At 35.0% G+C, this 24,806-nt stretch carries 17 protein-coding genes and 3 other annotated features; of the genes, 14 read left to right on the top strand and 3 right to left on the bottom strand.

What is annotated here, in order from left to right:
* Positions 1–17: 17 nt before the first annotated feature.
* Genes DPQ31_RS14375 through DPQ31_RS14365 form a run of 3 tightly spaced genes read left to right on the top strand, consistent with a single transcriptional unit; the run spans position 18 to position 1,405 of the window.
* The gene (locus DPQ31_RS14375) at positions 18–284 is read left to right on the top strand and encodes a YfzA family protein (protein ID WP_257131986.1); all 267 of its coding nucleotides are present in this window, start codon (positions 18–20) and stop codon (positions 282–284) included.
* Positions 285–293: 9 nt separating this feature from the next.
* A complete protein-coding gene (locus DPQ31_RS14370; protein WP_208732065.1) occupies positions 294–833 on the top strand; it encodes a GNAT family N-acetyltransferase in 540 nt (179 codons plus the stop codon).
* Positions 834–874: 41 nt separating this feature from the next.
* A complete protein-coding gene (locus DPQ31_RS14365; protein WP_000709518.1) occupies positions 875–1,405 on the top strand; it encodes a cysteine hydrolase family protein in 531 nt (176 codons plus the stop codon).
* Between the two features lie 128 nt (positions 1,406–1,533).
* On the opposite strand, the gene DPQ31_RS14360 is transcribed toward DPQ31_RS14365, so the two are convergent.
* Positions 1,534–1,971 carry a YndM family protein gene (locus DPQ31_RS14360; protein ID WP_208732064.1) on the bottom strand — a complete coding sequence of 146 codons (438 nt, stop codon included), beginning with the start codon at positions 1,969–1,971 and terminating at the stop codon, positions 1,534–1,536.
* Between the two features lie 181 nt (positions 1,972–2,152).
* Between DPQ31_RS14360 and DPQ31_RS14355 the strand changes: the two genes are divergently transcribed.
* From DPQ31_RS14355 to DPQ31_RS14305, 11 genes are all read left to right on the top strand, one after another.
* Positions 2,153–5,635, top strand: a complete 3,483-nt coding sequence (locus tag DPQ31_RS14355) for a DUF4020 domain-containing protein (RefSeq protein ID WP_208732063.1) — start codon at positions 2,153–2,155, stop codon at positions 5,633–5,635.
* A gap of 108 nt (positions 5,636–5,743) precedes the next feature.
* Positions 5,744–5,980, top strand: a binding site (T-box leader).
* Between the two features lie 54 nt (positions 5,981–6,034).
* Positions 6,035–6,271: a binding site (T-box leader), on the top strand.
* Positions 6,272–6,463: 192 nt separating this feature from the next.
* The gene (locus DPQ31_RS14350) at positions 6,464–7,540 is read left to right on the top strand and encodes a bifunctional 3-deoxy-7-phosphoheptulonate synthase/chorismate mutase (protein ID WP_001273577.1); all 1,077 of its coding nucleotides are present in this window, start codon (positions 6,464–6,466) and stop codon (positions 7,538–7,540) included.
* 9 nt (positions 7,541–7,549) lie between these two features.
* Positions 7,550–7,769, top strand: a binding site (T-box leader).
* A 53-nt stretch (positions 7,770–7,822) separates the two neighbouring features.
* Entirely contained in the window at positions 7,823–8,995 is a 1,173-nt protein-coding gene (aroC, locus tag DPQ31_RS14345) for a chorismate synthase (protein WP_097959418.1), read from the top strand.
* Positions 8,996–9,011: 16 nt separating this feature from the next.
* Positions 9,012–10,112 (top strand): histidinol-phosphate transaminase, encoded by a 1,101-nt coding sequence (hisC, locus tag DPQ31_RS14340; RefSeq protein ID WP_001197267.1) that lies wholly within the window; start codon positions 9,012–9,014, stop codon positions 10,110–10,112.
* Entirely contained in the window at positions 10,105–11,205 is a 1,101-nt protein-coding gene (gene tyrA, locus DPQ31_RS14335; RefSeq protein WP_208732062.1) for a prephenate dehydrogenase, read from the top strand. Before hisC ends, tyrA begins: the two co-directional genes overlap by 8 nt.
* A 16-nt stretch (positions 11,206–11,221) precedes the next feature.
* On the top strand, positions 11,222–12,511 hold the full coding sequence (aroA, locus tag DPQ31_RS14330; RefSeq protein WP_097959420.1) for a 3-phosphoshikimate 1-carboxyvinyltransferase: 1,290 nt from the start codon (positions 11,222–11,224) through the stop codon (positions 12,509–12,511).
* Between the two features lie 154 nt (positions 12,512–12,665).
* Positions 12,666–13,826, top strand: coding sequence for a GNAT family N-acetyltransferase (eis, locus tag DPQ31_RS14325; protein WP_208732061.1), 1,161 nt, complete (start codon positions 12,666–12,668; stop codon positions 13,824–13,826).
* A 271-nt stretch (positions 13,827–14,097) separates the two neighbouring features.
* On the top strand, positions 14,098–14,664 hold the full coding sequence (locus DPQ31_RS14320; RefSeq protein ID WP_001107297.1) for a TetR/AcrR family transcriptional regulator: 567 nt from the start codon (positions 14,098–14,100) through the stop codon (positions 14,662–14,664).
* 185 nt (positions 14,665–14,849) lie between these two features.
* The gene (locus DPQ31_RS14315; protein WP_222615864.1) at positions 14,850–17,966 is read left to right on the top strand and encodes an MMPL family transporter; all 3,117 of its coding nucleotides are present in this window, start codon (positions 14,850–14,852) and stop codon (positions 17,964–17,966) included.
* Positions 17,967–18,226: 260 nt separating this feature from the next.
* On the top strand, positions 18,227–19,852 hold the full coding sequence (locus tag DPQ31_RS14310) for an ABC-F family ATP-binding cassette domain-containing protein (RefSeq protein ID WP_000633859.1): 1,626 nt from the start codon (positions 18,227–18,229) through the stop codon (positions 19,850–19,852).
* Positions 19,853–20,401: 549 nt separating this feature from the next.
* Complete coding sequence (locus DPQ31_RS14305) at positions 20,402–22,375, top strand: lipoteichoic acid synthase (protein ID WP_016108621.1); 1,974 nt, start codon at positions 20,402–20,404, stop codon at positions 22,373–22,375.
* 61 nt (positions 22,376–22,436) lie between these two features.
* Here the strand turns inward: DPQ31_RS14305 and DPQ31_RS14300 are convergent, their stop codons facing one another.
* Complete coding sequence (locus tag DPQ31_RS14300; RefSeq protein ID WP_000346961.1) at positions 22,437–23,108, bottom strand: TerC family protein; 672 nt, start codon at positions 23,106–23,108, stop codon at positions 22,437–22,439.
* 198 nt (positions 23,109–23,306) lie between these two features.
* Complete coding sequence (locus DPQ31_RS14295) at positions 23,307–24,767, bottom strand: DHA2 family efflux MFS transporter permease subunit (protein WP_208732059.1); 1,461 nt, start codon at positions 24,765–24,767, stop codon at positions 23,307–23,309.
* Positions 24,768–24,806: the final 39 nt, after the last annotated feature.

Here is a 24,806-nt window from a genome sequence, read left to right as displayed (position 1 = left end):
AGCCGATTTGGAATTGAATTTGGTTTCGGTGTTTAGGGGCATTTTTAATTGTACAATTCATTTTTATTATTTGTGATGTTACTGAATGGAAACCAAACTTTAGACTGGGCGGAGAGTTTTTTAATAGAATTTTACATTCTCAATTTTTCACGGAATGGTTCACACCATATAAAATCTCGCAATTGAATGTATTTACAATATTTTTTGCGATAACATTACTACCATATGCACTAGTAGGTGCAAGTAAAGATGTAATAGTAAAGAAAAATATACAAGAACAATAGAGGTGTCACATGCTTTTTCAAAAAGGAGATTTATTGGTTAGGTACGTAATAGAAGATGACGCACCTATCATGTCTAAATGGTTAACAGACCCAGAAGTTTTGCAGTATTACGAAGGACGCGATAATCCGCAATCTGTAGAAATGGTGCTTACTCATTTTATACATAATCCAAACAGCCATGAAAAAAGATGTTTAATAGAATTTGATGAAGTGCCGATCGGATACATTCAAATGTACCAAGTTGATTCTGAATGGAAAGCGTTATATGGATATGAAGAATCGCAAAATGTATGGGGGATGGATCAATTTATCGGAGAACCGACCTTTTGGGGAAAGGGAATCGGAACAAAACTCGTTCAAGCAGCGATTGCATATATTGTAGAGAACGTGGGGGCGGAAGCAATCGCAATGGATCCAAAAGTAAATAATGAACGTGCGATAAAGTGTTATGAAAAATGCGGATTTAAAAAAGTGAAGATTTTAAAGGAACATGAACTGCATGAGGGGAAATTAGAAGATTGTTGGATGATGGAATATAAACAACTATAGTGAATATCCAATGGCCTATACAAACAAAGGGGATGAGCGAAATGAAAAAAGCATTAATAGTAATTGATGTACAAGCAGGTATGTATACAGCAGGAATACCAGTACATAATGGGGAAAAGTTTTTAGAAACATTACAAGAACTCATTGAAGAATGTCGTTCAAATGATATTCCGGTTATGTATGTCCAACATAACGGGCCAAAAGATCACCCGTTAGAAAAAGGGACAGATGGCTGGGAGGTGCATGCGGCAATTGCACCAAAAGAGGGTGATAGTATCGTTGAAAAGACGACGCCAGATTCATTCCATAAAACAAACTTAAACGAAGTGTTACAAGAAAAAGGAATTGAACATGTTATTATTTCAGGCATGCAAACAGAGTACTGTGTGGATACGACAACGCGCAGAGCATGTAGTGAAGGGTATAAAGTAACGTTAGTAAGTGATGCACATAGTACATTTGATACAGATGTGTTACGTGCTGAAGATATTGTGAAGCATCATAACGTAGTGTTTGGAGCGTTTGCTGATGTTGTGACGTTAAAAGATTTGAAAGTGGCTGCCTCTAAATAAGAGGTAGTTTTTTATTTGAAGATAACATATCAAATATTGTTGGTAAGTCTATATCATTTCATGTACCGAAATGATAGTACAGAAAAAGGAGCCCACATGATTAAAAAGGGAGCTCCTTCATCAAAATGTTACTTCTTCTTATCTTTATCCAATACATTCTGTTCTTCAGCAAACTCCGTACCATATGCAAATCGGCGATTAATACGAATATTATCGTTGTGATGTCTTGTGTGTGAGTTAGAGAAGCGATGTACAATTACTTCTGATAATGTGAAGACAATCGCTGAAAGGATACTCCCCCATGCAATTTGCATGTAATTGTCTAATAAAATATTTCCGAAAATCCAAACGCTTAAATACGCTAATAAGAAATCTGTCATAATGGCACCAGTATTGCCAATGCGATTTAAAATAATTTTATCAACGAACATATAAGATACGATTGTCACAAAAAGACTGAATGAAATAATTTGGACGAACGTTGCAGGGAAAAATAAAGCTAGTCCGATACTAAATGCGATAATGCACGATATGAATTTGATAAGTACTACAGTAAAACCATTCAATAGTTACACCTCCGATTTATACATAGTTTTGCAATAAATTCAGGAGTTCATACATTGTAACTAATATATTTAAATAAAACTTTTTCATGTTCGAATTTATGTCTAAATATTAAAAAAACAACAAAAAAATGTTATAGTAAAATGAGAGTATATGACATTTTTAGGTAAGGGGTGAATCCAAATGTGGATTACTTCAGAAGTAGAAATTCCAGATGAGTTAATCGATCATCTTGAACAAGGAAAGTTAGTATTGTTTGTTGGAGCGGGAGTTTCTATGAAAGGGAAATCAAACTTACCGAATTTTGATGATTTAGTTGATGAAATTGCAAAAACTTTATATGTCGAAAAGCGTGAAATAACAGAACCTCATGATTATTATCTTGGTAAAATTGCGAAAACAAAAGATGTACATCAAGTTGCAAAAGATCTAGTTCATATAGAAACATCAAAACCAAATCCGCTTCATTTTGCAATTCCGAGGTTGTTTCCTTTAGATACAGAAGTTCGCATTGTAACGACGAATTTTGATCGACATTTTACAACTGCGATGAACGAAATGAATAGAGAATTAAACGTTTATTATGCACCTGCTTTACCTACAGGTAGAGCGTTTAAAGGGCTCGCTTACATACATGGAAATATAGAACAAGAAAAGGAAGCTTTAATTTTAACAGATGGTGATTTTGGAAGGGCTTACTTAACGGAAGGATGGGCGAGAAGATTTTTAGTTGATTTATTCTCCAATTACACCGTTTTATTCGTTGGGTATAGCCATAATGACCCAGTAATGAAATATTTAGCAACTGGTTTACCACCAAGTACAAGGCGCTATGCATTTGTCGCACAAGGAGAAAATACGTATCACTGGGAACATTTAGGGATAAGGCCGATTGTGTATCCGAATAAATCAAATAATCATCAGTCCCTCGTCAAAGCGGTAAAACGCTGGGCAGAATTAATGGGGGATAATTATATTACAAAAAGAATGCGTATTCGTGACATTGTAACAGTGCCACCATCAGTAGAGCAGGAACAATTATCCTACATAAAACAGTCCGTTAAAAAAATTGAAACTGTTCGATATTTTGTTGAATTTGCCCGAGATTATGAATGGGTGGAATGGCTTGAAGCAGAGGGGAAATTACGAAATTTATTTTTGCTTACGTCAACCTATGATGAAGTAGATGAATTGCTTGCAGAATGGTTGGTGGAACAATTTCTTTTTAGTCATCAGAAAGAATTATTTCAATTGATTTTTAAAAATCATTCTAAAATATCCCCGTTATTATGGAGAACAATTTGTAGCTATTTAAACGAAACGAAGATCAAGATGGACCCGTTGTTGTTTGCAAGATGGACACTCCTTTTATTAGAAACAGCTGAAAAAGATAGTAAAACTATAGAAAAAATCTCTTACTTACTGCAAAAATGTTCTTTTCCTGAGCATAAAGAAATCGCTTTATTGTTACTAACGTTTATTTTGGACGGAAAACTTAAGTTGAAGCGTGAAAGAAAGTTAGGAAATGATACGCAAGAATCCATTGAACTCGAGGAATCGAGTCGGTTACCAGTGTCTACATTTTCTCATGTGGAGCAAATTTGGAATGCGAAGATGAGACCGCATATTTCTTATTACGCAGTTCCCATTTTGATGATGGGATTAGAGAAGATGCGAATGTTGTCATTAAGACAAACGGCACTGAAAAAAAGAAATAAGGAAAATGTAGAGAAAGAGTTTCATCAAAATGACCTTGCATTTTTAATTCAAATTGTAAAAGAGTGTCTAATCTATTTATGTGAAAACAATGAGAAAAAAGCGAATTATTATATTACAGAAATGATAGAAGCAAATAGTTTGCTTCAAAAGCGAATTGCAATTGATGGGATGAATAAAAATTTATTTGTTAGCGTAGATGACAAAATGAAATGGTTGTTACAGGAAGGGCTTCTTTTAGATGTCACATATAAACATGAGGTGTTTCAACTTTTAAAAAATCATTACGTACATTCTTTAGAAAAAACAAAGGAAGAAGTCATTCAAACTGCAATGAAGCACCTTGCAGAGGAGAGGGCATTTGATGTTTGTTTAGTCTTAGATTTATTATTCACTTGTGATTCAAATAGTCCATCAACAGCACAAGGATACGAGCTAATGAAACAGAAACATCCGCATTTTCATTCTGATCGATACAGTGTACCTAAAAAAAAGGCTATCGAACAAAGTATTACTTGTAATGTAACTGCCGATGGATTACTGCAGCTGAAAGACGATGAAATCATGAACCAAATTCAGCAATTTTCGAATGACGGTGTTTTTGAACAACGTCATTTTTTAGAGATGTTATCAAAGGCATGTAAATTGAATACAGAGTGGAGTATTTCATTTGCGTACCAATTAGTAGGCATGCATGAAATAAGTAACGAAGTGTGGTTTGTTTGTATTAGAGAGTGGCGAAATAACCGGAGACTGACAAATGGGCAAATCCAAAAAATTATTCCGCTGTTACAGAAATTTGTTAGAAACACTGCGTTTCATTGGTTAATTAGTAGTTTTCTATATGAGATTAGTAATCGATTAGAAGAGTTAGAGGAGAATAGTATACGGTTTGTAAAACGTTTTGCTTTTTCGGTATTTCCTCAAGTTATGAAAAGCGATACAGATTTTAAGATTGGAAAACAAGACTTTTATAATGAGTCGATTCAGCATCCTGTTGGAAAAATGACAGCTGTATTATTAAAACTGTTATCATATGATCATTTATACGATCGCAATGTGTATGAATATTTATTTTTATTTGAAGAACAAGTAAGAGTAAGTTCTGAACGGACAAACTTTATGTTTGCGCGTTTAATAGCAGATATTACATTTTTATATCATATTGAGAAACAATGGTGCCGAAAATATTTGTTACCTTACTTAGAATTAAAGAAAGAAAATGAGATTACGAAATATGCTTGGGCAGGTCTATGTTATACGCAAATAAATTTACCTTTATTTACTGAAATGAAGAGGTTTATTAAGTATGCAGTAGAGCATTTAGAAGTTTTACACCCGCATACGAGGGAAGCTTTCTTGAAGTGGCTTAGTTTTGTATTTATAAAATGTGTGCTGTATTGGGAACAAAAAACAGATTGGCTATATCCGTTGCTTATACGAGAAAATGAAGAGAATAAAATTAAATTTATGCAACATTTATGCTATTACGTTAAAACATTAAGTGTAAAAGAACAACAAAAATTTTGGACAGCTTGGCTCAGTATATTTTTACGAGAACGACCAAAAATGGGTGAGATAACAACGAGAGAATATGTAATGATTTTACGTATTATTTTATACATGGATGAGATTTTAGAAAAAGGATTACGTATTATGTCGCGTACATTTATAGATGTAAATGGAGAATGTGCAGGAGAGGAAATGAAACAGTTATTTATTGAAATGCTTGAAAAGAAAGAGAGTATGAAAGCGTATAAAGAAATGTATGCAAATGTGTTTTTTACATTACTGCAAACACGTCAGGAAGCTGATTTTCTTGAAAATGAAATCATACAAATAAAAAAACGATTAGCCCAGTTTGAAATAGAAAAACACGTATTAAACTTAATAGAAAATGAGATGATTCGCATCGGAATTGTAATGGGGAATTTACAAGAAGAAATATAGGACGAAAGTGGAATTTTAAAAAATATATAAAAAACATATTGACAGTGTTTTGAAAAGCGTTCTATAATACGAATCATACTTATTCAATTTCAAAAACATTTGAATAAACAAAGTGCAATGAAGAGATCACAGTAGTGGTTAGTCTTACTGTAACAGAGAGCTGGTGGTTGGTGTGAACCAGTACAGGGATAATCATGAATTACAGTCTTGGAGCATCTTTTTCGTAGTAAAGATAGGATTGTCTTTATGAAGAAAGAGCGGTCAATTGATCGTTAACAGTGAAGAGAGGTAGACGGAAAGTTAGTCTACAACTAGGGTGGTACCGCGATAAATATCGTCCCTACTGATTTATTCAGTAGGGACTTTTTGTATTTTAGTGGTCCAACTTGAAAATAAAATAGTCATGCATTGAAAGGAAAAGCAGTAGTTGTTGTTTCCCTGTAACAGAGAGCTGGTGGTTGGTGCGAACCAGTACAAAAACAAGAGCGAATTACAGTCCTGGAGCATCTTTTTCGTAGTAAAGATAGTATTGTCTTTATGAAGGGAAAGACGGTCACATTGATCGTTAACAAGGAAGAGAGGTAGACGAAAGAAGTCTACAACTAGGGTGGTACCGCGATAAATATCGTCCCTACTGATTGGATCAGTAGGGCTTTTTTGTACAAAAAAAGTGGTTTTCAGCTAGTAGATAGTGTCTTTGTGGTAATTATTAGTTTAAGATAAGAAGAGGTATCGATTCCACTTAAAATTTGTATAATTAACCAGTTCAGAAAATAGAGAATTTTTCATTCTCTTACTATATTTAAAACATTAGAGGAGGATTTTCAAATGGCAAATCATGAATTAGATCAATTACGTAAACAGGTAGATGAAATTAACCTACAACTATTACACCTTTTAAACAAACGTGGTGAAATCGTTCAAAAAATCGGGGAGCAAAAGCAAGTACAAGGTACGAAACGCTTTGATCCAGTACGTGAGCGTGAAGTACTTGATATGATCGCAGAGCATAACGAAGGACCATTCGAAACGTCAACAGTTCAACATATTTTCAAAACAATCTTCAAAGCTAGCTTGGAATTACAAGAAGATGATAACCGTAAGGCGTTATTAGTATCACGTAAAAAGAAACAAGAAAATACAATCGTTAATGTAAAAGGTGAATTGATTGGGGACGGAACACAAACGTTCATCATGGGGCCTTGTGCAGTAGAAAGCTTAGAGCAAGTTCGCCAAGTAGGGCAAGCTATGAAAGACCAAGGCTTAAAATTAATGCGCGGTGGTGCTTTCAAACCGAGAACATCTCCATATGATTTCCAAGGTTTAGGAGTAGAAGGGTTACAAATTTTACGCCAAGTAGCAGATGAGTTCGACTTAGCGATTATTAGTGAAATTTTAAATCCGAACGATGTTGAAATGGCATTAGAATACGTTGATGTAATTCAAGTTGGTGCACGTAACATGCAAAACTTCGATTTACTACGAGCTGTAGGTAAAGTTAATAAGCCAGTATTACTAAAACGTGGATTAGCAGCAACAATTGATGAGTTCATTAATGCAGCAGAATACATTATTGCGCAAGGTAATGACCAAATTATTCTTTGTGAGCGCGGTATCCGCACATACGAAAGAGCAACACGTAACACATTAGACATTTCTGCAGTACCGATTTTAAAGAAAGAAACACATTTACCAGTTATCGTTGACGTAACACATTCAACTGGACGTAGAGATTTATTATTACCAACAGCGAAAGCGGCACTTGCTATTGGAGCTGATGCAGTAATGGCTGAAGTTCATCCAGATCCAGCAGTTGCATTATCAGATTCTGCACAACAAATGGACATTCCAGAATTCCATAGATTCATGGATGAGTTAAAAGGTTTCAAAAATAAATTATCTTAATTCCATATCATATATGCGCTGAAGAGGAAACAGTAGTGCTTATCTCACTGTTAAAGAGAGCTGATGGTCGGTGTGAATCAGTACAAAGATAAGCATGAATTACAGCCTTGGAGCATCTTTCCCGATAACTTTTGGAGGGTAAGACGGTCAAACGATCGTTAAAGAAGAAGAGAGGTAGACGATAGTTGTCTACAACTAGGGTGGTACCGCGATAAATATCGTCCCTACTGAGCGCTCAGTAGGGACTTTTTTGTACAAAAAAATAGTAAAGGGGCAAGAGAAATGAGATACATTACAGCTGGAGAATCACATGGTCCGCAGTTAACAGTTATTTTAGAAGGTGTACCGGCAGGTTTAACATTAACAGCGGAACATATTAATAAGGAATTATTAAGAAGACAAAAAGGACATGGGCGCGGAAGACGCATGCAAATTGAAACAGATACAGTTGAAATTGTAAGTGGTGTTCGTCACGGGATGACACTTGGCTCACCGATTACGTTAATCGTAAAAAATGATGATTTCAAACATTGGACGAAAGTAATGGGTGCAGACCCAATTTCAGAGCAAGAAAGTAAAGAAATGAAACGCACAATTACAAAACCACGTCCAGGACATGCAGATTTAAACGGAGCTATTAAATACGGTCATCGTGATATAAGAAACGTATTAGAGCGCTCATCTGCAAGAGAAACGACAGTTCGTGTAGCTGCTGGAGCAGTTGCGAAACAAATTTTGAAAGAGTTAGGTGTGGAAATTGCAGGGCATGTGCTTGAAATTGGTGGGGTGCAAGCGAAGCATATTTCCAACTTATCAATTGAAGAGATTCAAACGATAACTGAAAATTCACCTGTTCGATGTTTAGATAAAGAAGTAGAACAAGAGATGATGGATGCGATCGATAATGCAAAAAGTAGTGGAGATTCAATCGGTGGTATTGTCGAAGTCATTGCAGAAGGTATGCCAATTGGTGTTGGTAGTTACGTTCATTACGATCGTAAATTAGATGCAAAACTCGCTGGTGCTATTATGAGTATTAATGCATTTAAAGGTGCTGAAATTGGTGTTGGTTTTGAAGCGGCAAGACAGCCAGGAAGTAAAGTGCACGATGAAATCCTTTGGGATGAAGAAAAAGGGTACACGAGAAAAACGAATAATGCCGGCGGTTTAGAAGGTGGTATGACAACGGGAATGCCGATTGTTGTAAGAGGTGTTATGAAGCCGATTCCTACATTATACAAACCGTTAGCAAGCGTCGATATTGATACGAAAGAAGCATTCCAAGCGAGTATTGAAAGATCTGATAGTTGCGCAGTACCAGCAGCAGGTGTAGTAGCTGAATCTGTTGTGGCATGGGAACTTGCAGATGCACTAGTCGAACAATTCGGAAAAGATCGTATAGAATTATTAAAGCAAAACATTACACAACATAACAAATACGCAAAAGAATTTTAAAAAAGGTGGGTTTAACATGCAAGTAAAAGATCAACTATCATCCTTACAACCATATAAACCAGGTAAATCACCAGAACAAATGAAAGAAGTGTACGGAGATCATTCGTTTGTGAAATTAGCATCGAATGAAAATCCATTCGGTTGTTCGCCACGAGTGTTAGAAGAGTTACAAAAATCGTGGTTGGAACATGCTTTATATCCTGACGGAGGTGCTACAACGCTCCGTCAAACAATTGCAGAGAAATTACAAGTTCAAATGGAACAAATACTTTGCGGTAGTGGTTTAGATGAGGTCATTCAAATAATAAGTCGCGCCGTACTTCGAGCTGGAGATAACATCGTAACGGCAGGTGCAACATTCCCACAGTACCGTCATCATGCAATTATTGAAGGTTGTGAAGTGAAAGAAGTTGCTTTAAATAACGGTGTATACGACTTAGATGAAATTTCGTCAGCAGTTGATAACAATACGAAAATCATTTGGCTTTGTAATCCGAACAACCCTACAGGCACATATGTGAATGAGCAAAAATTGACTCAGTTCATTGAAAGCATTAGTGAAAATACGTTAATTGTCATTGATGAAGCGTACTATGAATACGTAACAGCAAAAGATTTCCCTGAGACATTACCGCTTCTAGAAAAACATAACAACATTCTTGTACTTAGAACGTTTTCTAAAGCGTACGGATTAGCATCTTTCCGCGTTGGTTATGCGATTGGACAGGAAGAGTTAATCGAGAAATTAAATGTCGTACGTTTGCCATTTAACGTATCTTCATTAGCGCAAAAAGCAGCAACGATTGCTTTTAACGATGAAGCGTTTATTGAAGAAATTGTACGTGTTAATACAGAGGGAATACAACAATACGAAAGTTTTTGTAAGGAAAACGAATTTCCATTTTATCCGTCACAAACAAACTTCATCTTCTTACCGGTAGAGAATGGTGGAGAGATTTATGAAGCTTGTGCACACGCAGGGTTTATTATTCGTCCGTTCCCGAATGGTGTCCGTATTACAGTCGGCACAAGGGAGCAAAATGAAGGAGTGATTTCAGTGTTAAAACAACACTTTGAAAATAAGAAAAATAAGTCTCGAGATGAGGCAAATGTGTAAAAAGGTAGTATTAATTGGAACAGGCTTAATAGGAGGTTCTCTCGCATTAGCAATTAAGAAAGAGCACGATGTAACGATAACAGGTTATGACATATTTCAAGAGCAAGTAGAGCGTGCGAAAGAATTACACGTAGTAGATGAAGTAGCAGTAGATTTACAGCGTGCATGTGAAGAGGCACATTTAATTGTTTTTGCTTCTCCAGTTGAAGAAACGAAGAAGTTATTACACAAATTAGCGTCATTTCGTTTACGAGAAGATGTGATAGTGACCGATGTTGGTAGTACAAAAGGAACAATTATGAACGAAGCGGAAGCTTTATTTTCAAAGGAAATTTCTTTCATTGGTGGACATCCGATGGCAGGTTCTCATAAAACTGGGGTTGAAAGTGCAAAAGCACATTTATTTGAAAATGCATTTTACATTTTAACACCGATGAACCATGTGCCAAATGAACAAGTGGAAGAACTAAAAGGTTGGTTAAAGGGAACGGGGTCTCATTTTCTCGTTTTAAATACAGAAGAGCATGATTATGTAACAGGGATCGTTAGTCATTTTCCGCATCTTATCGCAGCAGGGTTAGTCAAGCAAGTGGAGAAACATGCAGGAGATAATCCGCTCATTCATCAGCTAGCTGCTGGCGGATTTAAAGACATTACACGCATTGCATCTAGTAGCCCGAAAATGTGGAGTGATATTGTAAAGCAAAATCGTGAGCATTTAATGGTATTATTAAAAGAGTGGATCTCTGAAATGGAAGAATTATATGATACTGTTTCTACTGGAGATGCAGGCGAGATTCAAAACTATTTTGCAGATGCGAAAGAATACCGTGATTCTTTACCAGTACGAAAAAGAGGGGCAATTCCTGCCTATCACGACTTATACGTCGATGTTTTAGATAAAGTAGGGGCATTGGCTCATATTACGAGTATTTTGGCGCGTGAAGAAATTAGTATTACGAACTTGCAAATATTAGAAGCGCGAGAAGGATTGCTTGGCGTATTACGCATTAGCTTCCAAAGAGAAGAAGATCGTATGAAAGCGAAACTAGCGCTTGGAGAAGAAGAATACCCAACTTATGAAACAATTTAAATGAGAAGGTGAAAACATGAAAGAAAGAACGATACAACCTATAAATAGCGGATTGAACGGCAACATTACAATTCCAGGTGATAAGTCCATTTCACATCGTGCTGTTATGTTCGGCGCAATTGCAGAAGGAAAAACGACAATTAAAGGTTTCTTGCCCGGTGCAGACTGTTTAAGTACGATTTCGTGCTTTAAGGAAATGGGAGTAGAAATCACGCAAAATGGTGATGAAGTAACTGTAGTCGGAAAAGGAATTGAAGGCTTACAAGAACCGAAAGCTGTATTAGATGTTGGTAATTCTGGTACAACGATACGATTAATGTCAGGAATATTAGCAAATACACCATTTTTCTCTTGCGTACAAGGTGATGCGTCTATCGCAAAAAGACCGATGAAACGTGTTACAAATCCATTAAAACAAATGGGCGCAAAAATTGATGGCCGAGAAGAAGGAACGTTTACGCCGCTCACAATACGTGGCGGAGATTTAAAAGCAATTGAGTATATTTCTCCTGTTGCAAGTGCACAAGTAAAGTCAGCTATTTTACTTGCAGGTCTTCGGGCAGAAGGTGTAACAGCTGTTACAGAACCACATGTTTCGCGTGATCACACGGAAAGAATGCTTGAAGCATTCGGTGTTAACGTAACTCGTGAGGGAAAAACAGTGAAACTTGCAGGTGGACAGAAGTTAACAGCGACAGACGTTCAAGTACCAGGTGACGTATCATCAGCAGCATTTTTCTTAGTAGCGGGAGCAATTATTCCAAATAGTAAACTAGTATTACAAAATGTAGGAATGAATCCAACTCGTACAGGTATTATTGATGTTTTAGAGACAATGGGTGCTACATTTACTGTAGAGCCGATTAACGAAGGGGCATCAGAACCAGCTGCAAACATTACGATTGAAACATCTTCATTAAAAGGAATTGAAATTGGTGGGGATATTATTCCAAGACTAATCGATGAAATTCCAGTTATCGCTTTAGCGGCAACACAAGCAGAAGGTATTACAGTTATTAAAGATGCACACGAGTTAAAAGTAAAAGAAACGAACCGTATTGATACAGTCGTTGCGGAGTTAACGAAACTAGGAGCTCGCATAGAAGCAACTGATGATGGCATGATTATATACGGAAAATCAGCTCTAAAAGGCAGTACAGTAAATAGTTACGGTGATCACCGCATCGGAATGATGCTTGCGATTGCTGGCTGTCTAGCAGAGGGAAAAACAACAATTGAAGATGCAGAAGCAGTAGGCGTATCATATCCTACATTCTTTGAAGAACTTCAAAAGTTAGCAAAATAAGGTGATGAGAAGCAGATACATTATGTATCTGCTTTTTTATGTTAGGTTGTTGTAAATTCGATATTTTTTGTTGAAACGTCTGTGTAATTTCACTTACCGAACTACAATAGTAAGAATTATGATACAATTCAATCAGGGAATGGAGGAGAATTATATGAATGTCATACAATTACAAGAAGATAAATTTAGAGAAGCATTACGTTTATCAGAATACGCTTTTCAATATAAAGTAAATGAGGAACGATTGCAGCGGCAAATCACTCGAATGAAAGAAAGTCATGAAATATACGGCATTATGGAAGGGGAAGACTTAGCAGCAAAACTACATCTTATTCCATTTCATATATACATAGGAAAAGAAACATTTAAAATGGGCGGCGTTGCAGGGGTAGCGACGTATCCTGAGTATAGAAGAAGTGGGTATGTAAAAGAGCTACTTCAGCATTCTCTTCAAACGATGAAAAAAGATGGATATACAGTATCGATGTTACATCCATTTTCTGTTTCATTTTACCGTAAATACGGCTGGGAACTTTGTGCGAATCTTCTCGTATGTCATATGACTAAGAGCGATTTAGTTATGAAAAAACAAGTAAATGGCACCGTGAAACGTTTCAATAAAGAAAATCATCCAGAAGAAGTCGAGAAGCTATATGAAATCTTTGCAGAACGTTTTTCAGGTATGTTAGTTCGAGAGAAAAACTGGTGGTTACAAGTGGTTTATGATGATTTAGCATTAGCGATTTACTATGATGAAAATAAAACGGCAGCTGGTTACATGTTATATAAAATAGAAAACTATAAAATGACAGTAGAAGAATTTGTACCACTGCATAATGAAGCACGAAATGGTCTGTGGAACTTTATTTGCCAGCATGATTCTATGATTAAAGAACTTGAAATGACAGTAAGTGAAAACGAACCGTTGTTATATACATTGCAAGAGCCACGCGTGAAGACAGAAGTGAAACCATATTTTATGGGCAGAATTGTAGATGTAGAGCAGTTCTTAAGTAAATATGAATTTAACTGGAACGATGTACAGCAAGAAGTGATCTTACATATTACAGATTCATTTGCTCCGTGGAATAACGTAGTAGTGAGACTTGCAAATCATGAAATAACAATTATGAAAGAAGAAACAATTGATAAAGGAATAAAGCTGGACATTAATGCGCTATCTACAATAATGCTTGGCTACAAACGTCCGTTAGAGCTAAGTAAGCTGGAATTAATTAGTGGAAGCGAAAAGGAGATACGAACATTTGAAAATGTAGTCCCGGTGCGTGAAGCGTTTATTTATGATTTCTTTTAATTGTATATTTGAAAGTGAACTGTACCAAATAAAGTTTTGGTACAGTTCACTCTTATTTTGTTGTTTTTTGTCGTTAAGTCGATATATCTTGAAAATCGCTGATAAAATGTGAGTTGCGCTGATATATTCTGGAAATTGCTGATATAATGTCACTGACAGATATGGAATTAAAAAACATAACGGAACTGTGTAGCGCACTTGACTTTTAATCCATGTAATTTATAATTAAAAACGGAATGAATTTTCATTCCTGAAAATTGAGGTGAGAAAAATGGCTAAAAACAAACAAGAAGACATTTTTGATGCTGCAATACAACTTTTTGCAGAGCGAGGTTATGATGGTACAACAATTCCGATGATTGCTGAAAAAGCAAAAGTAGGTGCAGGTACCATTTATCGTTATTTTGAAAATAAAGAGTCGTTAGTTAATTCTTTATTTACGAAAAGCGTTTTACAACTATCAGAATTAATAAAAACCGATTTTCCAGTCAATGCAAATATTCGTGAACAGTTTAGCCATACGTACAACCGTTTATTTGAATTTGCGAGACAAAATGCAGATGCTTTTCTTTTTACAAATTCTCACTGTGATAGTTATTTTCTCGATAAGCATAGTAATGAAATATTCGAGGACTTTATGGGTTTCTTTATGAACTTAATTGAAGATGGAATCGAAAAAGGTTTTCTTCGTCCATTACCACCAATTGCTTTAATTATCATTGTATATCAACCAATTGAAAAATTAATTAAAGTAATGGAAACAGGGCAATTAGAATATACAGAAGAATTGGTAAAAGAACTGGAAGAAAGTTGTTGGAATGCTATTAGAATCATTTGATTCTATAGCTTTATAAGGACAGGAATGAATATTCATTCCGTGAAAGGTAATTTAAAAGGGTTTTAAAAATAATTTAATAGAGTGATAGGAATGAACGTTCATTCCGTAATGATAGTTTTAAAAGGATAGGAATGAATGTTCATTCCGAATTTAACATGAAACGCTAAAAACGGGAGATGATTCAAATGAGCAAGTTAAAAAGTTGGAGAAGTTTATCTTTTCTATTATGGATAGTTATTACTATTACAATGGTCGTAACGATGCCTAATATGGATAAATTAGTGAAGGAAAAAGGGAAAATTACAATTCCTAATACAGAACAAAGCAGTATTGCTGACAAAATGATCAAAGAAATGGATAAAGAAGGGGTTGAAAAATACGAAGTTATCGCCGTATTTAATAGTGGCAATAAAGCAGCTTTAACTACTGAGCAAAAAGAGGAAATAACAAAAACAATCAACGCTTTGCAAAATGAAAAAGAGCAATTAGGAATTAAGGAAGTTGTTTCACATTTAGATAATAAAGAATTGGAGAAACAATTAGTTTCTAAAGATAATACGACTATTTTAACGCAAATATCAATAGATAAAAAGCATGGTGAAATATCAAAAGTTGCAAATAATCTTCATAAAAAAGTGCAAACGAAAGGAGTAAAAACGTACTTAACAGGAAGTGACTTAATAGCGGGTGATTTTCTTACATCCTCTCAAGAGGGAGTGAAAAAGACTGAAGTTATTTCAATCATTTTCATTCTTATAGTATTAATCATTGTATTCCGTTCACCAATTGTTCCAATTGTTTCTCTTCTTACAGTTGGTATATCGTATTTAGTTTCAATGGGTATTATTGCTCATCTTGTAGATCAATTTAATTTTCCGTTTTCTAACTTTACGCAAGTGTTTGTAGTTGTCGTACTGTTTGGAGTAGGAACAGATTACAACATTTTATTATATACGAGGTTTAAAGAAGAATTAAGTAAACAAGAAAATGCATTTTTGGCCACGAAAGAAACATTTAAATCGGCAGGTAAAACCGTTTTATATAGCGGGATAGCGGTGCTAATTGGTTTTGCATCACTTGCTTTAGCGAGTTTTAAATTATATCAATCTACTTCAGCGGTAGCAATTGGTGTTTTAGTATTACTACTCGTAATAACCACTTTAAATCCATTTTTTATGGTGCTTTTAGGAAAAGGAATGTTTTATCCAGTTAAAACATTTAAAGGTCATGAGGATAGCCGTTTATGGGGATTCTTTGCTAAAAATTCAGTAGCAAGACCATTTGTTGCTTTAATCATCGTATTCGTGATATCGATTCCTTTCGTATTAAAATACTCTAATACACTGAATTACAATGATTTGTTTGAAGTGGATAATAAGTATGAATCAAAAATGGGTATTAATGTGATAGAAGAACATTTTCCACCAGGATTTTCTTCACCAAGTACGTTAGTGATTCAATCTAACAAAAAATTAGATGAAGGAACGTCTCTACAAACTTTAGATGAATTAACTGATAAAATTTCGAAAGTTAAAGGTGTTTCAGAAGTATATGCACCGACGCGTCCAACTGGTGATAAGATAAAAGAATTATATTTAAATAAACAAGCGGGAGAACTAAATACTGGTTTAGGCGATGCCAATGGTGGCATAAAGGAAATTAATGATGGCTTAACGGATGCGAAAGATAAAATGGGTAGTAATGACTCAAATAGTCTTGCAAATGTTCAAAAGTTAATTGATGGAACGAACGAAGCGAAAAATGGAGTATCAGCATTAGGAACAGCTTTAAATCAATTATCCACTGGCATAAACGAAGGTGCACAAGGAGCGCAGCAAATTGAGAGTGGGTTAACTTCAGTAAATGAAAATATAAATGTCCTATCGGGTGCAACGTCACAGCTTCATGCTGGTTATGCACAGTTAGAAAAGGGTTTAAGTTCTTATGAGAAATACTTCGGAAGTATTTCTCAAGCGATTGACGGTGCGAAAAAAGGATATGAACAAATTGAAGTGTTAATGACTAATTTCATTCAAACGAAACCAGAAGTAGCAAATGATCCTAATGTACAGCAAACGATAGGAATTGCGAAGGAAGCTCAAAAGCAATTAAGTGGACTTTCAAAAGAATTAAATCAATTAGCAGTGCAACATAAAGCTGCGGTGAATTCATTTAAAGAAGCGAATCAATCATTACTGAAAGTAGATAACGGCTTAAAGGAAATGAATAATGGCGTTACCGAGTTACAAAAAGGAGCTGCCGGACTAAAAACTGGATTAAACGAAGGAGCTACAGGTTCAAAACAAATTGCAAACAAATCATCTGAGCTACAATCCGGCTTAACAAAAATAAATGATGGGCAAGGGCAGCTTTTAACTGGATTGAAAGACCTGCAAGAAAAGATGGGGCAATTACAATCCGGCTTATCTAAAAGTACAGAAGGGCTTGGAAAAGTAAGTAACGGCCTAGGGGATGCTCAGAAATATTTAGGCGAGCTTAATGAGTCAAAAAGCTCTGAGAAATTTTATATTCCTAAAGAAGTGTTAGCGGGAGAAGATTTCCAAAAAGCATTGAATACGTACATGTCACATGATAGAAAGACTGCTAAAATGACAATCATTTTAGACGTAAATCCGTATTCAAAAGAAGCGATGCCAATCATTCAAGAAATTAATGAAACGATAGATGGTACGCTAAATGGTACTGAATTAAAAACGGCGAAAAAAGCGATCGGCGGGACAACAGCTAGAAATGTTGATTTAAAAGAAGTAACCGGGCAAGATTTCTTACGTACAGCTACAATTATGTTGATTGGAATTGCGATTGTATTAATCGTAATTACACGCTCATTACTAAACACAATATTTATTATTGGCTCATTACTATTAGCGTACTTTGCATCACTTGGTATAAGCGAACAAATTAGTGCACATGTATTACATGTAGATTCATTAAGCTGGAATGTTCCATTCTTTAGCTTCATTATGATTGTCGCTTTAGGAGTGGATTATAGTATTTTCGTAATGATGCGCTATAACGAGATAGAAGGGGATTCGGTAACGAAAATTGTAACTGCATCTCGTCATATAGGAGGAGTTGTATTATCAGCGGCGCTAATTTTAGGCGGGACATTTGCTGCATTAATTCCGTCAGGTGTATTGACACTTATACAAGTAGCATCAGTTGTTGGCGTTGCACTATTACTATTAGCTTTAACCGTGATGCCGATATTGTTACCTGCTTTAATAGGGTTAACGAGTAAATTGAAGAGTTATAAAGAGAAAATAATAAATACGAAATAAGAAAAAACTGTAGGGAATGTTTTCTCTACAGTTTTTTCTGTATATAAAAATTAAAAATAGGAAATTAATCCAATGTATTACAGAGTGAGAATCGATAAAAACTATCCGATTTCATTGTAGAAAGGTAATCAACCGTTGCTATTCATCCAGCTTCTACTATATAATAGCTATAGTCTACAATAATTGAGTCGTAATATGCGATTTTTTAAGACAATCGGTGAGAAAACGCTGAAATAAGCGGTATTAGTAGGAGGACACAAATGATTACAGTAAGTAACGTTAGTTTGCGTTTCGCGGATCGCAAATTGTTTGAAGATGTTAACATAAAATTCACGCCAGGTAATTGCTACGGTTTAATTGGAGCAAACGGTGCTGGTAAATCAACATTTCTAAAGATTTTATCTGGAGAAATCGAACCATCAACAGGTGACATACATATTACGCCAGGTGAGCGTCTAGCAGTATTAAAACAGAACCACTTCGAATATGAAGAGTTCCCAGTATTAGAAACAGTAATTATGGGTCACACGCAACTTTATAAAGTAATGCAAGAGAAAAATGCTATTTACATGAAAGAAGACTTTAGTGATGAAGATGGTATGCGTGCTGCTGAACTTGAAGGTGAGTTCGCTGAGCTTAACGGTTGGGAAGCTGAGTCAGAAGCTGCAATCTTACTAAAAGGACTTGGTATTGGTGAAGATCTTCATGATAAGAAATTGTCAGAATTAACTGGGGCAGAGAAAGTAAAAGTATTACTTGCTCAAGCTTTATTCGGTAAACCTGACATTCTATTACTAGATGAGCCTACCAACCACTTGGACTTAAAAGCGATTCAATGGTTAGAGAACTTCTTAATGAACTTTGAAAATACAGTAATCGTTGTATCCCATGACCGTCACTTCTTAAATAAAGTTTGTACGCACATGGCTGATCTTGATTTCGGTAAAATTCAACTTTATGTTGGTAACTATGACTTCTGGTATGAGTCAAGCCAATTAGCTTTAAAATTAACACAAGATGCTAATAAGAAAAAAGAAGAGAAAGTAAAAGAGTTACAAAACTTCATTGCACGCTTTAGCTCAAACGCATCTAAAGCGAAACAAGCAACTTCTCGTAAAAAATTATTAGATAAAATTACATTAGATGATATTAGACCATCATCACGTCGTTATCCATTCGTTGGTTTCACACCTGAGCGTGAAATAGGAAATGACTTATTAACTGTTGAAGGACTTTCTAAAACAATTGATGGCGAAAAAGTGTTAGATAATGTGTACTTCACTTTAAATAAAGGTGATAAAGTTGCATTTATCGGTCGTAACGATATTGCGATGACAACATTATTTAAAATCCTTATGGGTGAAATGGAGCCAGATAGCGGTTCATTCAAATGGGGTGTTACAACATCTCAATCGTATTTCCCAAGAGATAACTCTAAATACTTTGAGAACAGTGACTTCAACTTAGTTGATTGGTTACGCCAATTCTCTCCACAAGATGAGTCAGAGAGCTTCTTACGTGGTTTCTTAGGCCGTATGTTATTCTCAGGTGAAGAAGTTAAGAAGAACGTTTCTGTATTATCTGGAGGCGAAAAAGTTCGTTGTATGCTATCTAAAATGATGTTAAGTGGTGCGAACGTAATCACACTTGACGATCCGACGAACCATTTAGATCTTGAGTCTATCACTGCATTAAACAACGGTTTAATTGCATTCAAAGGTACAATGTTATTCACATCTCATGACCATCAGTTCGTACAAACAATTGCAAACCGCATTATCGAAGTAACACCAAACGGTGTAATCGATAAAGAGGCAACTTACGATGAGTACTTAGAAAATGAAGAACTTCAAAAACAAGTAGATGCAATGTATAAAGGTCAATAATATATGATGAAAACCCCCGCTCTTTGTTAGAGCGGGGGTTTTGTTGAAAAGAGATGAAGACCAAGGTACGAAATGAATAATTATTTAAATATAACATTTATGGTGGTAAGAAGTTGTAATGTTATGATTGCATAGATTTTTGACATATAGATGACATGTAATGTGTATAGAATTGAAGGAGTTAATTGTAACAGGAGAAGTGTATTTTGAGTAATAAGATTAAAATACACTATTTTTTTATGTGAAAAATGTACCAAAAATGGAGATAGATTAGTTTGCGAAGTAGTGAATAAAGGTTTATAGTATGTGGTGTCATAATTAGTGGATGAAACTTGGGAGAAAACAGGAAATGTTACAAATGTATTTTGTTAAATAGAAACCAAGGTCAAAATGTCTAGAAAGAAATAGTTGAATAAATACTAGCTTCAAATTATAATTACTAATATTCTTCATATAGTTAAATAAAAATAATCTATTTGAAGAAGAAAAAATGAATAGAGAGACAGACTTATAAAAAATAAGCCTTGGATGATCAAAAGAGGTGGAGAAATGAAACAATTCTTATTAAAGAGCAAAAGTGTGTTAAGTAATCATTTTGGATTCTTTCTGTTTGCCGTTATTTTATTATGGCTCAAAACATATGCAGCCTATGTAACGGAATTTAATTTAGGAATTTCAAACACAATCCAAAAATTCTTGCTGTTTTTTAACCCGCTTAGTTCAGCAGTTCTATTTTTAGGACTTGCATTATTTGCAAAAGGGAAACGATCTTATATTTGGGTAATTATTATTAATTTGTTATTGTCGATACTTTTATACGCAAACGTAGTATATTATCGCTTTTTCAGTGATTTTATTACGTTCCCGACATTAACACAAACGAATAACTTTGGAGATTTAGGTGGTAGTATTTTCGCTTTACTACACTTATATGATCCACTATATTTCTTAGATACAATTATTTTAATTGTTTTAGTCGCAACAAAATTTGCAAATCCAAAACCTATTCGTGTTGCGAAACATAAACTATCACTAGTATTTGTAGCGGGTATTTTATTATTCAGTGTGAACCTAGGGCTTGCAGAATCTGACCGTCCTGAATTGTTAACAAGAACGTTTGACCGTAATTATATCGTGAAATATTTAGGGGCATACAATTATACGATTTATGATGGTATTCAAAGTGCGAAAGCATCAACAGAACGAGCATTAGCTGATGGAGATAATATGACAGAAGTTAGAAATTATCTTGCATCAACATATGCAAGTCCAAATCCTGAGTACTTCGGTAAAGGAAAAGGAATGAACGTAATTTATATTCATTTGGAGTCATTCCAAAACTTTTTAATCGATTATCAATTAAATGGTCAAGAAGTTACACCATTTCTAAATTCATTTACAAAAGATGCGAATACGTTATACTTTGATAACTTCTTCCATCAAACAGGACAAGGTAAAACATCTGATGCGGAGTTCATGTTAGAAAACTCAATGTACGGATTACCGCAAGGATCTGTATTTACAAATAAAGCTCATAACACATATCAATCGGCACCAGCTATTTTAGGGCAACAAGGATACACTTCAGCAGTGTTCCACGGTAACTACAAAACGTTCTGGAACCGTGATGATATTTATAAATCATTTGGTTTTAATAAATTCTTTGATGCGTCATACTATGATATGAACGAAAAAGACGTTGTAAACTATGGCTTAAAAGATAAACCGTTCTTTAATGAATCAATTCCATTATTACAAACGTTAAAACAACCGTTCTATACGAAGTTCATTACGTTATCAAACCATTTCCCTTATCCTATTGATAAAGCGGAAGCAACGATTGAACCGGCGAAAACAGGTGACTCATCAGTAGACACGTATTTCCAAACAGCAAGATATTTAGATGAATCTGTAAAAGGGTTCATCGATTATTTGAAACAATCTGGCTTATACGATAACTCAATTATCGTTATGTACGGTGACCATTACGGTATTTCAGATAATCATAATGCAGCAATGTCACAAGTAATGGGTAAAGAAATGAACTCATTTGAAAATGCACAGTTACAACGTGTACCATTAATCGTTCGTGTACCAGGAGTGAAAGGTGGCGTACAACATCAATATGGCGGTGAAATTGACGTTCTTCCAACTTTATTACACTTACTAGGTACAGATACGAAAAATTATGTTCAATTCGGTTCAGATTTATTATCACCAGATCATAAACAAGTCGTTCCATTCCGTAACGGTAATTATGTAAGCCCAACAGTTACGGCATTGAACGGAAAATATTATGATACAACAACTGGAAAACCTGTAGAATTAACAGATGAAATAAAACAAAATGAACAAATGGTTCAAAACTCATTAAAATACTCTGACCAAGTCGTAAATGGTGACTTATTACGATTCTACACACCAGAAGGCTTCACTCCAGTAGATCGTTCAAAGTATAACTATAACCATCGTGATAAAAATAAAACGAAGGTAAAAACGACTGAAGACGGGGAAGCTAAATAAATATTAAAAAGCGCTACTCATATGAGTAGCGCTTTTGTTTGTAACTATAATTACATTGACATTATATAGTATCATCTTTAGTTTTTTGTTTCATCTTTCCGAAGAATACCACACCGATGATGATAATAATGATGAATGCCCATTTCATGAAAGGGTTACTTTCGAAAAATCCAGCGAACCATTTTTCATCTACAATCATTTTTGCGGCAGTATAAGCTAAAACAGCTGCTCCAATCGTAATGATGACAGGGAAACGGTCAACCCATTTTAAAATTAATGTACTGCCCCATACAACTACTGGAATAGACACTAATAATCCGATGATTACTAAAGAAAAGTTACCATGGGCAGCTCCCGCAACAGCGAGTACGTTATCAATTCCCATTAACGCATCAGCTATAATAATGGTTTTAATAGCAGACCAAAATCCTTCTTCAGCTTTAATATCATGATTTTTGCCCTCAGCAATTAATTTGTAAGCAATCCATATGAGGAGTACACCACCAATTAGAAGTAATCCTGGTATTTTTAATAACCAAACGACAATTAAGGTAGCGAGGGCTCTAATAGCGATAGCCCCGACAGTTCCCCATATAATAACTTTCTTTTGTTGATCTTTTGGTAATCGCCTTGCTGCTAATCCAATTACGATGGCATTATCTCCAGCTAACACTAAATCAATTACAATAATGGCAAGCAAGGCAGACAAATATTCAGATGAAAGAAAATCCATATACATATCACTCCTTATGATTAATATGTACTTATAAGCTATTCAGTATTAAGAATTCTAACGATTATTTAAAAGCATAACTGTAAAATATAATCTCTTCAAATAGTAATCGAGGATTATAATTATAGTCGTAAGCACTCAAAAAGATGGCTTCGGTACAATTCCGGAGCCATCTTTTAAGTGCTTAATTTTTAACAATCATTTTATGTTTGAAGATTTACTTTCGTATCTTTTGATTACTACTTTTTTTGGCATGAAACTTGCAATAATCAAAGCTATAAAAGATAAGACTAACATAAACACGTATGCATCACTTGAGCTGAAGATAGAAGATAATTTTGTTACTTGCGTAGCTGTTATATTTCCATTCCCACTAGATAACTGTGATATGTGTGAAGTAGATTGAATTGTATACACCGTGATGATAACTGCTGTCCCAATCGAACCTGCTAATTGGCGAATTGTATTATTTACTGCTGAACCATGTGAACCTAGTTCTATTGGCAAAGCGTTTAAGCCGGCTGTATTTAAAGGCATTGAAATGAAACTTAACCCAATTCGTAAAATAATGGTACGAACCATTAAATACATATAAGTTGTGGAGTCGGTCAAATCAATTACACCCCACATCGAAATAATGACACAGATTAAACCGGTAATAAAGAGTGGTTTCGCTCCATATTTATCAAACATTTTGCCTGTGATAGGTGATAAGAAGGCGTTAATGACAGCTCCAGGTAATAGAAGTAAACCTGATTCAAATGCAGTAAAACCTCGTCCGTTTTGTAAGAAAATTGGTAATAGAATTAAATCTGCATACATAATCATCGTAATGAGTACGTTAATGACGGAAGTAAGAGTGAAAACTTTATATTTAAATACTGATAAATTCAATAATGGATCATTAGACTTTATTTGACGTAAACAGAATAAAGCTGTAACGATGATACCGATAGTAATTGTTATAATAACAACGGGATGATTCCATCCTTTACTTCCTGCACTACTGAATCCGTATATAACACAACCAAAGCCAATCGTTGATAAAATGACACTTACGATATCTAATTTCGCTTTTGTTGTATTTGCAACATTCATTAAATATTTAAGCGCGAGAATAATTACGATGAATATAAATGGAGCTAATCCAATAAATAGCCATCTCCATGATACATATTCAATAATAAAGCCAGATAAAGTTGGAGCGATAGCTGGCGCAAAAATTATAGCGAATCCGATGGTCCCCATAATACTTCCGCGTTTTTCACTAGGGTACAAATATAAAATAATAGTCATCATGAGTGGCATAATAATTCCTGCTCCAACTGCTTGAATCATTCTTCCTGTTAACAAAATGCTAAAATTCATGGCGCATGCACAGAGAACGGTCCCAATAAACAAAGAGAGCATTGAGCTAATAAATAGCTGCCTTGTTGTAAATCGTTTCATTAAAAATGCAGTAATTGGAACTAGAACACCATTTATGAGCATAAAGCCTGTTGATAGCCATTGCACTGTTGCAGCTGTTACATCAAATACCTCCATTAAATTACTCATCGCCACATTTAATAGCGTCTGATTTAACGTTGATAGAAAACAGCCGGAAATGAGGACAACTAATATAATTTTTTTATTTCTTTCTGATATTTCCTTTTGCATTGGTAATCTCCTTCATTGATACCTTGATTTATCGACATT

This window comes from Bacillus sp. COPE52 (genome assembly GCF_003355115.1).
Taxonomy (GTDB): Bacteria; Bacillota; Bacilli; order Bacillales; family Bacillaceae_G; genus Bacillus_A; species Bacillus_A toyonensis.
The sequence above is the reverse complement of the archived record's forward strand: the minus strand, read 5'-3'. Positions and strand labels throughout refer to the sequence as shown.

Coding starts and splice junctions, on each gene's coding strand:
- hisC (WP_001197267.1), top strand. CDS start 9,012: ATGCAAGTAAAAGATCAACTATCATCCTTACAACCATATAAACCAGGT.
- DPQ31_RS14365 (WP_000709518.1), top strand. CDS start 875: ATGAAAAAAGCATTAATAGTAATTGATGTACAAGCAGGTATGTATACA.
- DPQ31_RS14295 (WP_208732059.1), bottom strand. CDS start 24,767: ATGCAAAAGGAAATATCAGAAAGAAATAAAAAAATTATATTAGTTGTC.
- eis (WP_208732061.1), top strand. CDS start 12,666: ATGAATGTCATACAATTACAAGAAGATAAATTTAGAGAAGCATTACGT.
- DPQ31_RS14305 (WP_016108621.1), top strand. CDS start 20,402: ATGAAACAATTCTTATTAAAGAGCAAAAGTGTGTTAAGTAATCATTTT.
- DPQ31_RS14320 (WP_001107297.1), top strand. CDS start 14,098: ATGGCTAAAAACAAACAAGAAGACATTTTTGATGCTGCAATACAACTT.
- aroA (WP_097959420.1), top strand. CDS start 11,222: ATGAAAGAAAGAACGATACAACCTATAAATAGCGGATTGAACGGCAAC.
- DPQ31_RS14300 (WP_000346961.1), bottom strand. CDS start 23,108: ATGGATTTTCTTTCATCTGAATATTTGTCTGCCTTGCTTGCCATTATT.
- DPQ31_RS14310 (WP_000633859.1), top strand. CDS start 18,227: ATGATTACAGTAAGTAACGTTAGTTTGCGTTTCGCGGATCGCAAATTG.
- DPQ31_RS14350 (WP_001273577.1), top strand. CDS start 6,464: ATGGCAAATCATGAATTAGATCAATTACGTAAACAGGTAGATGAAATT.
- DPQ31_RS14355 (WP_208732063.1), top strand. CDS start 2,153: ATGTGGATTACTTCAGAAGTAGAAATTCCAGATGAGTTAATCGATCAT.
- tyrA (WP_208732062.1), top strand. CDS start 10,105: ATGTGTAAAAAGGTAGTATTAATTGGAACAGGCTTAATAGGAGGTTCT.
- DPQ31_RS14370 (WP_208732065.1), top strand. CDS start 294: ATGCTTTTTCAAAAAGGAGATTTATTGGTTAGGTACGTAATAGAAGAT.
- aroC (WP_097959418.1), top strand. CDS start 7,823: ATGAGATACATTACAGCTGGAGAATCACATGGTCCGCAGTTAACAGTT.
- DPQ31_RS14315 (WP_222615864.1), top strand. CDS start 14,850: ATGAGCAAGTTAAAAAGTTGGAGAAGTTTATCTTTTCTATTATGGATA.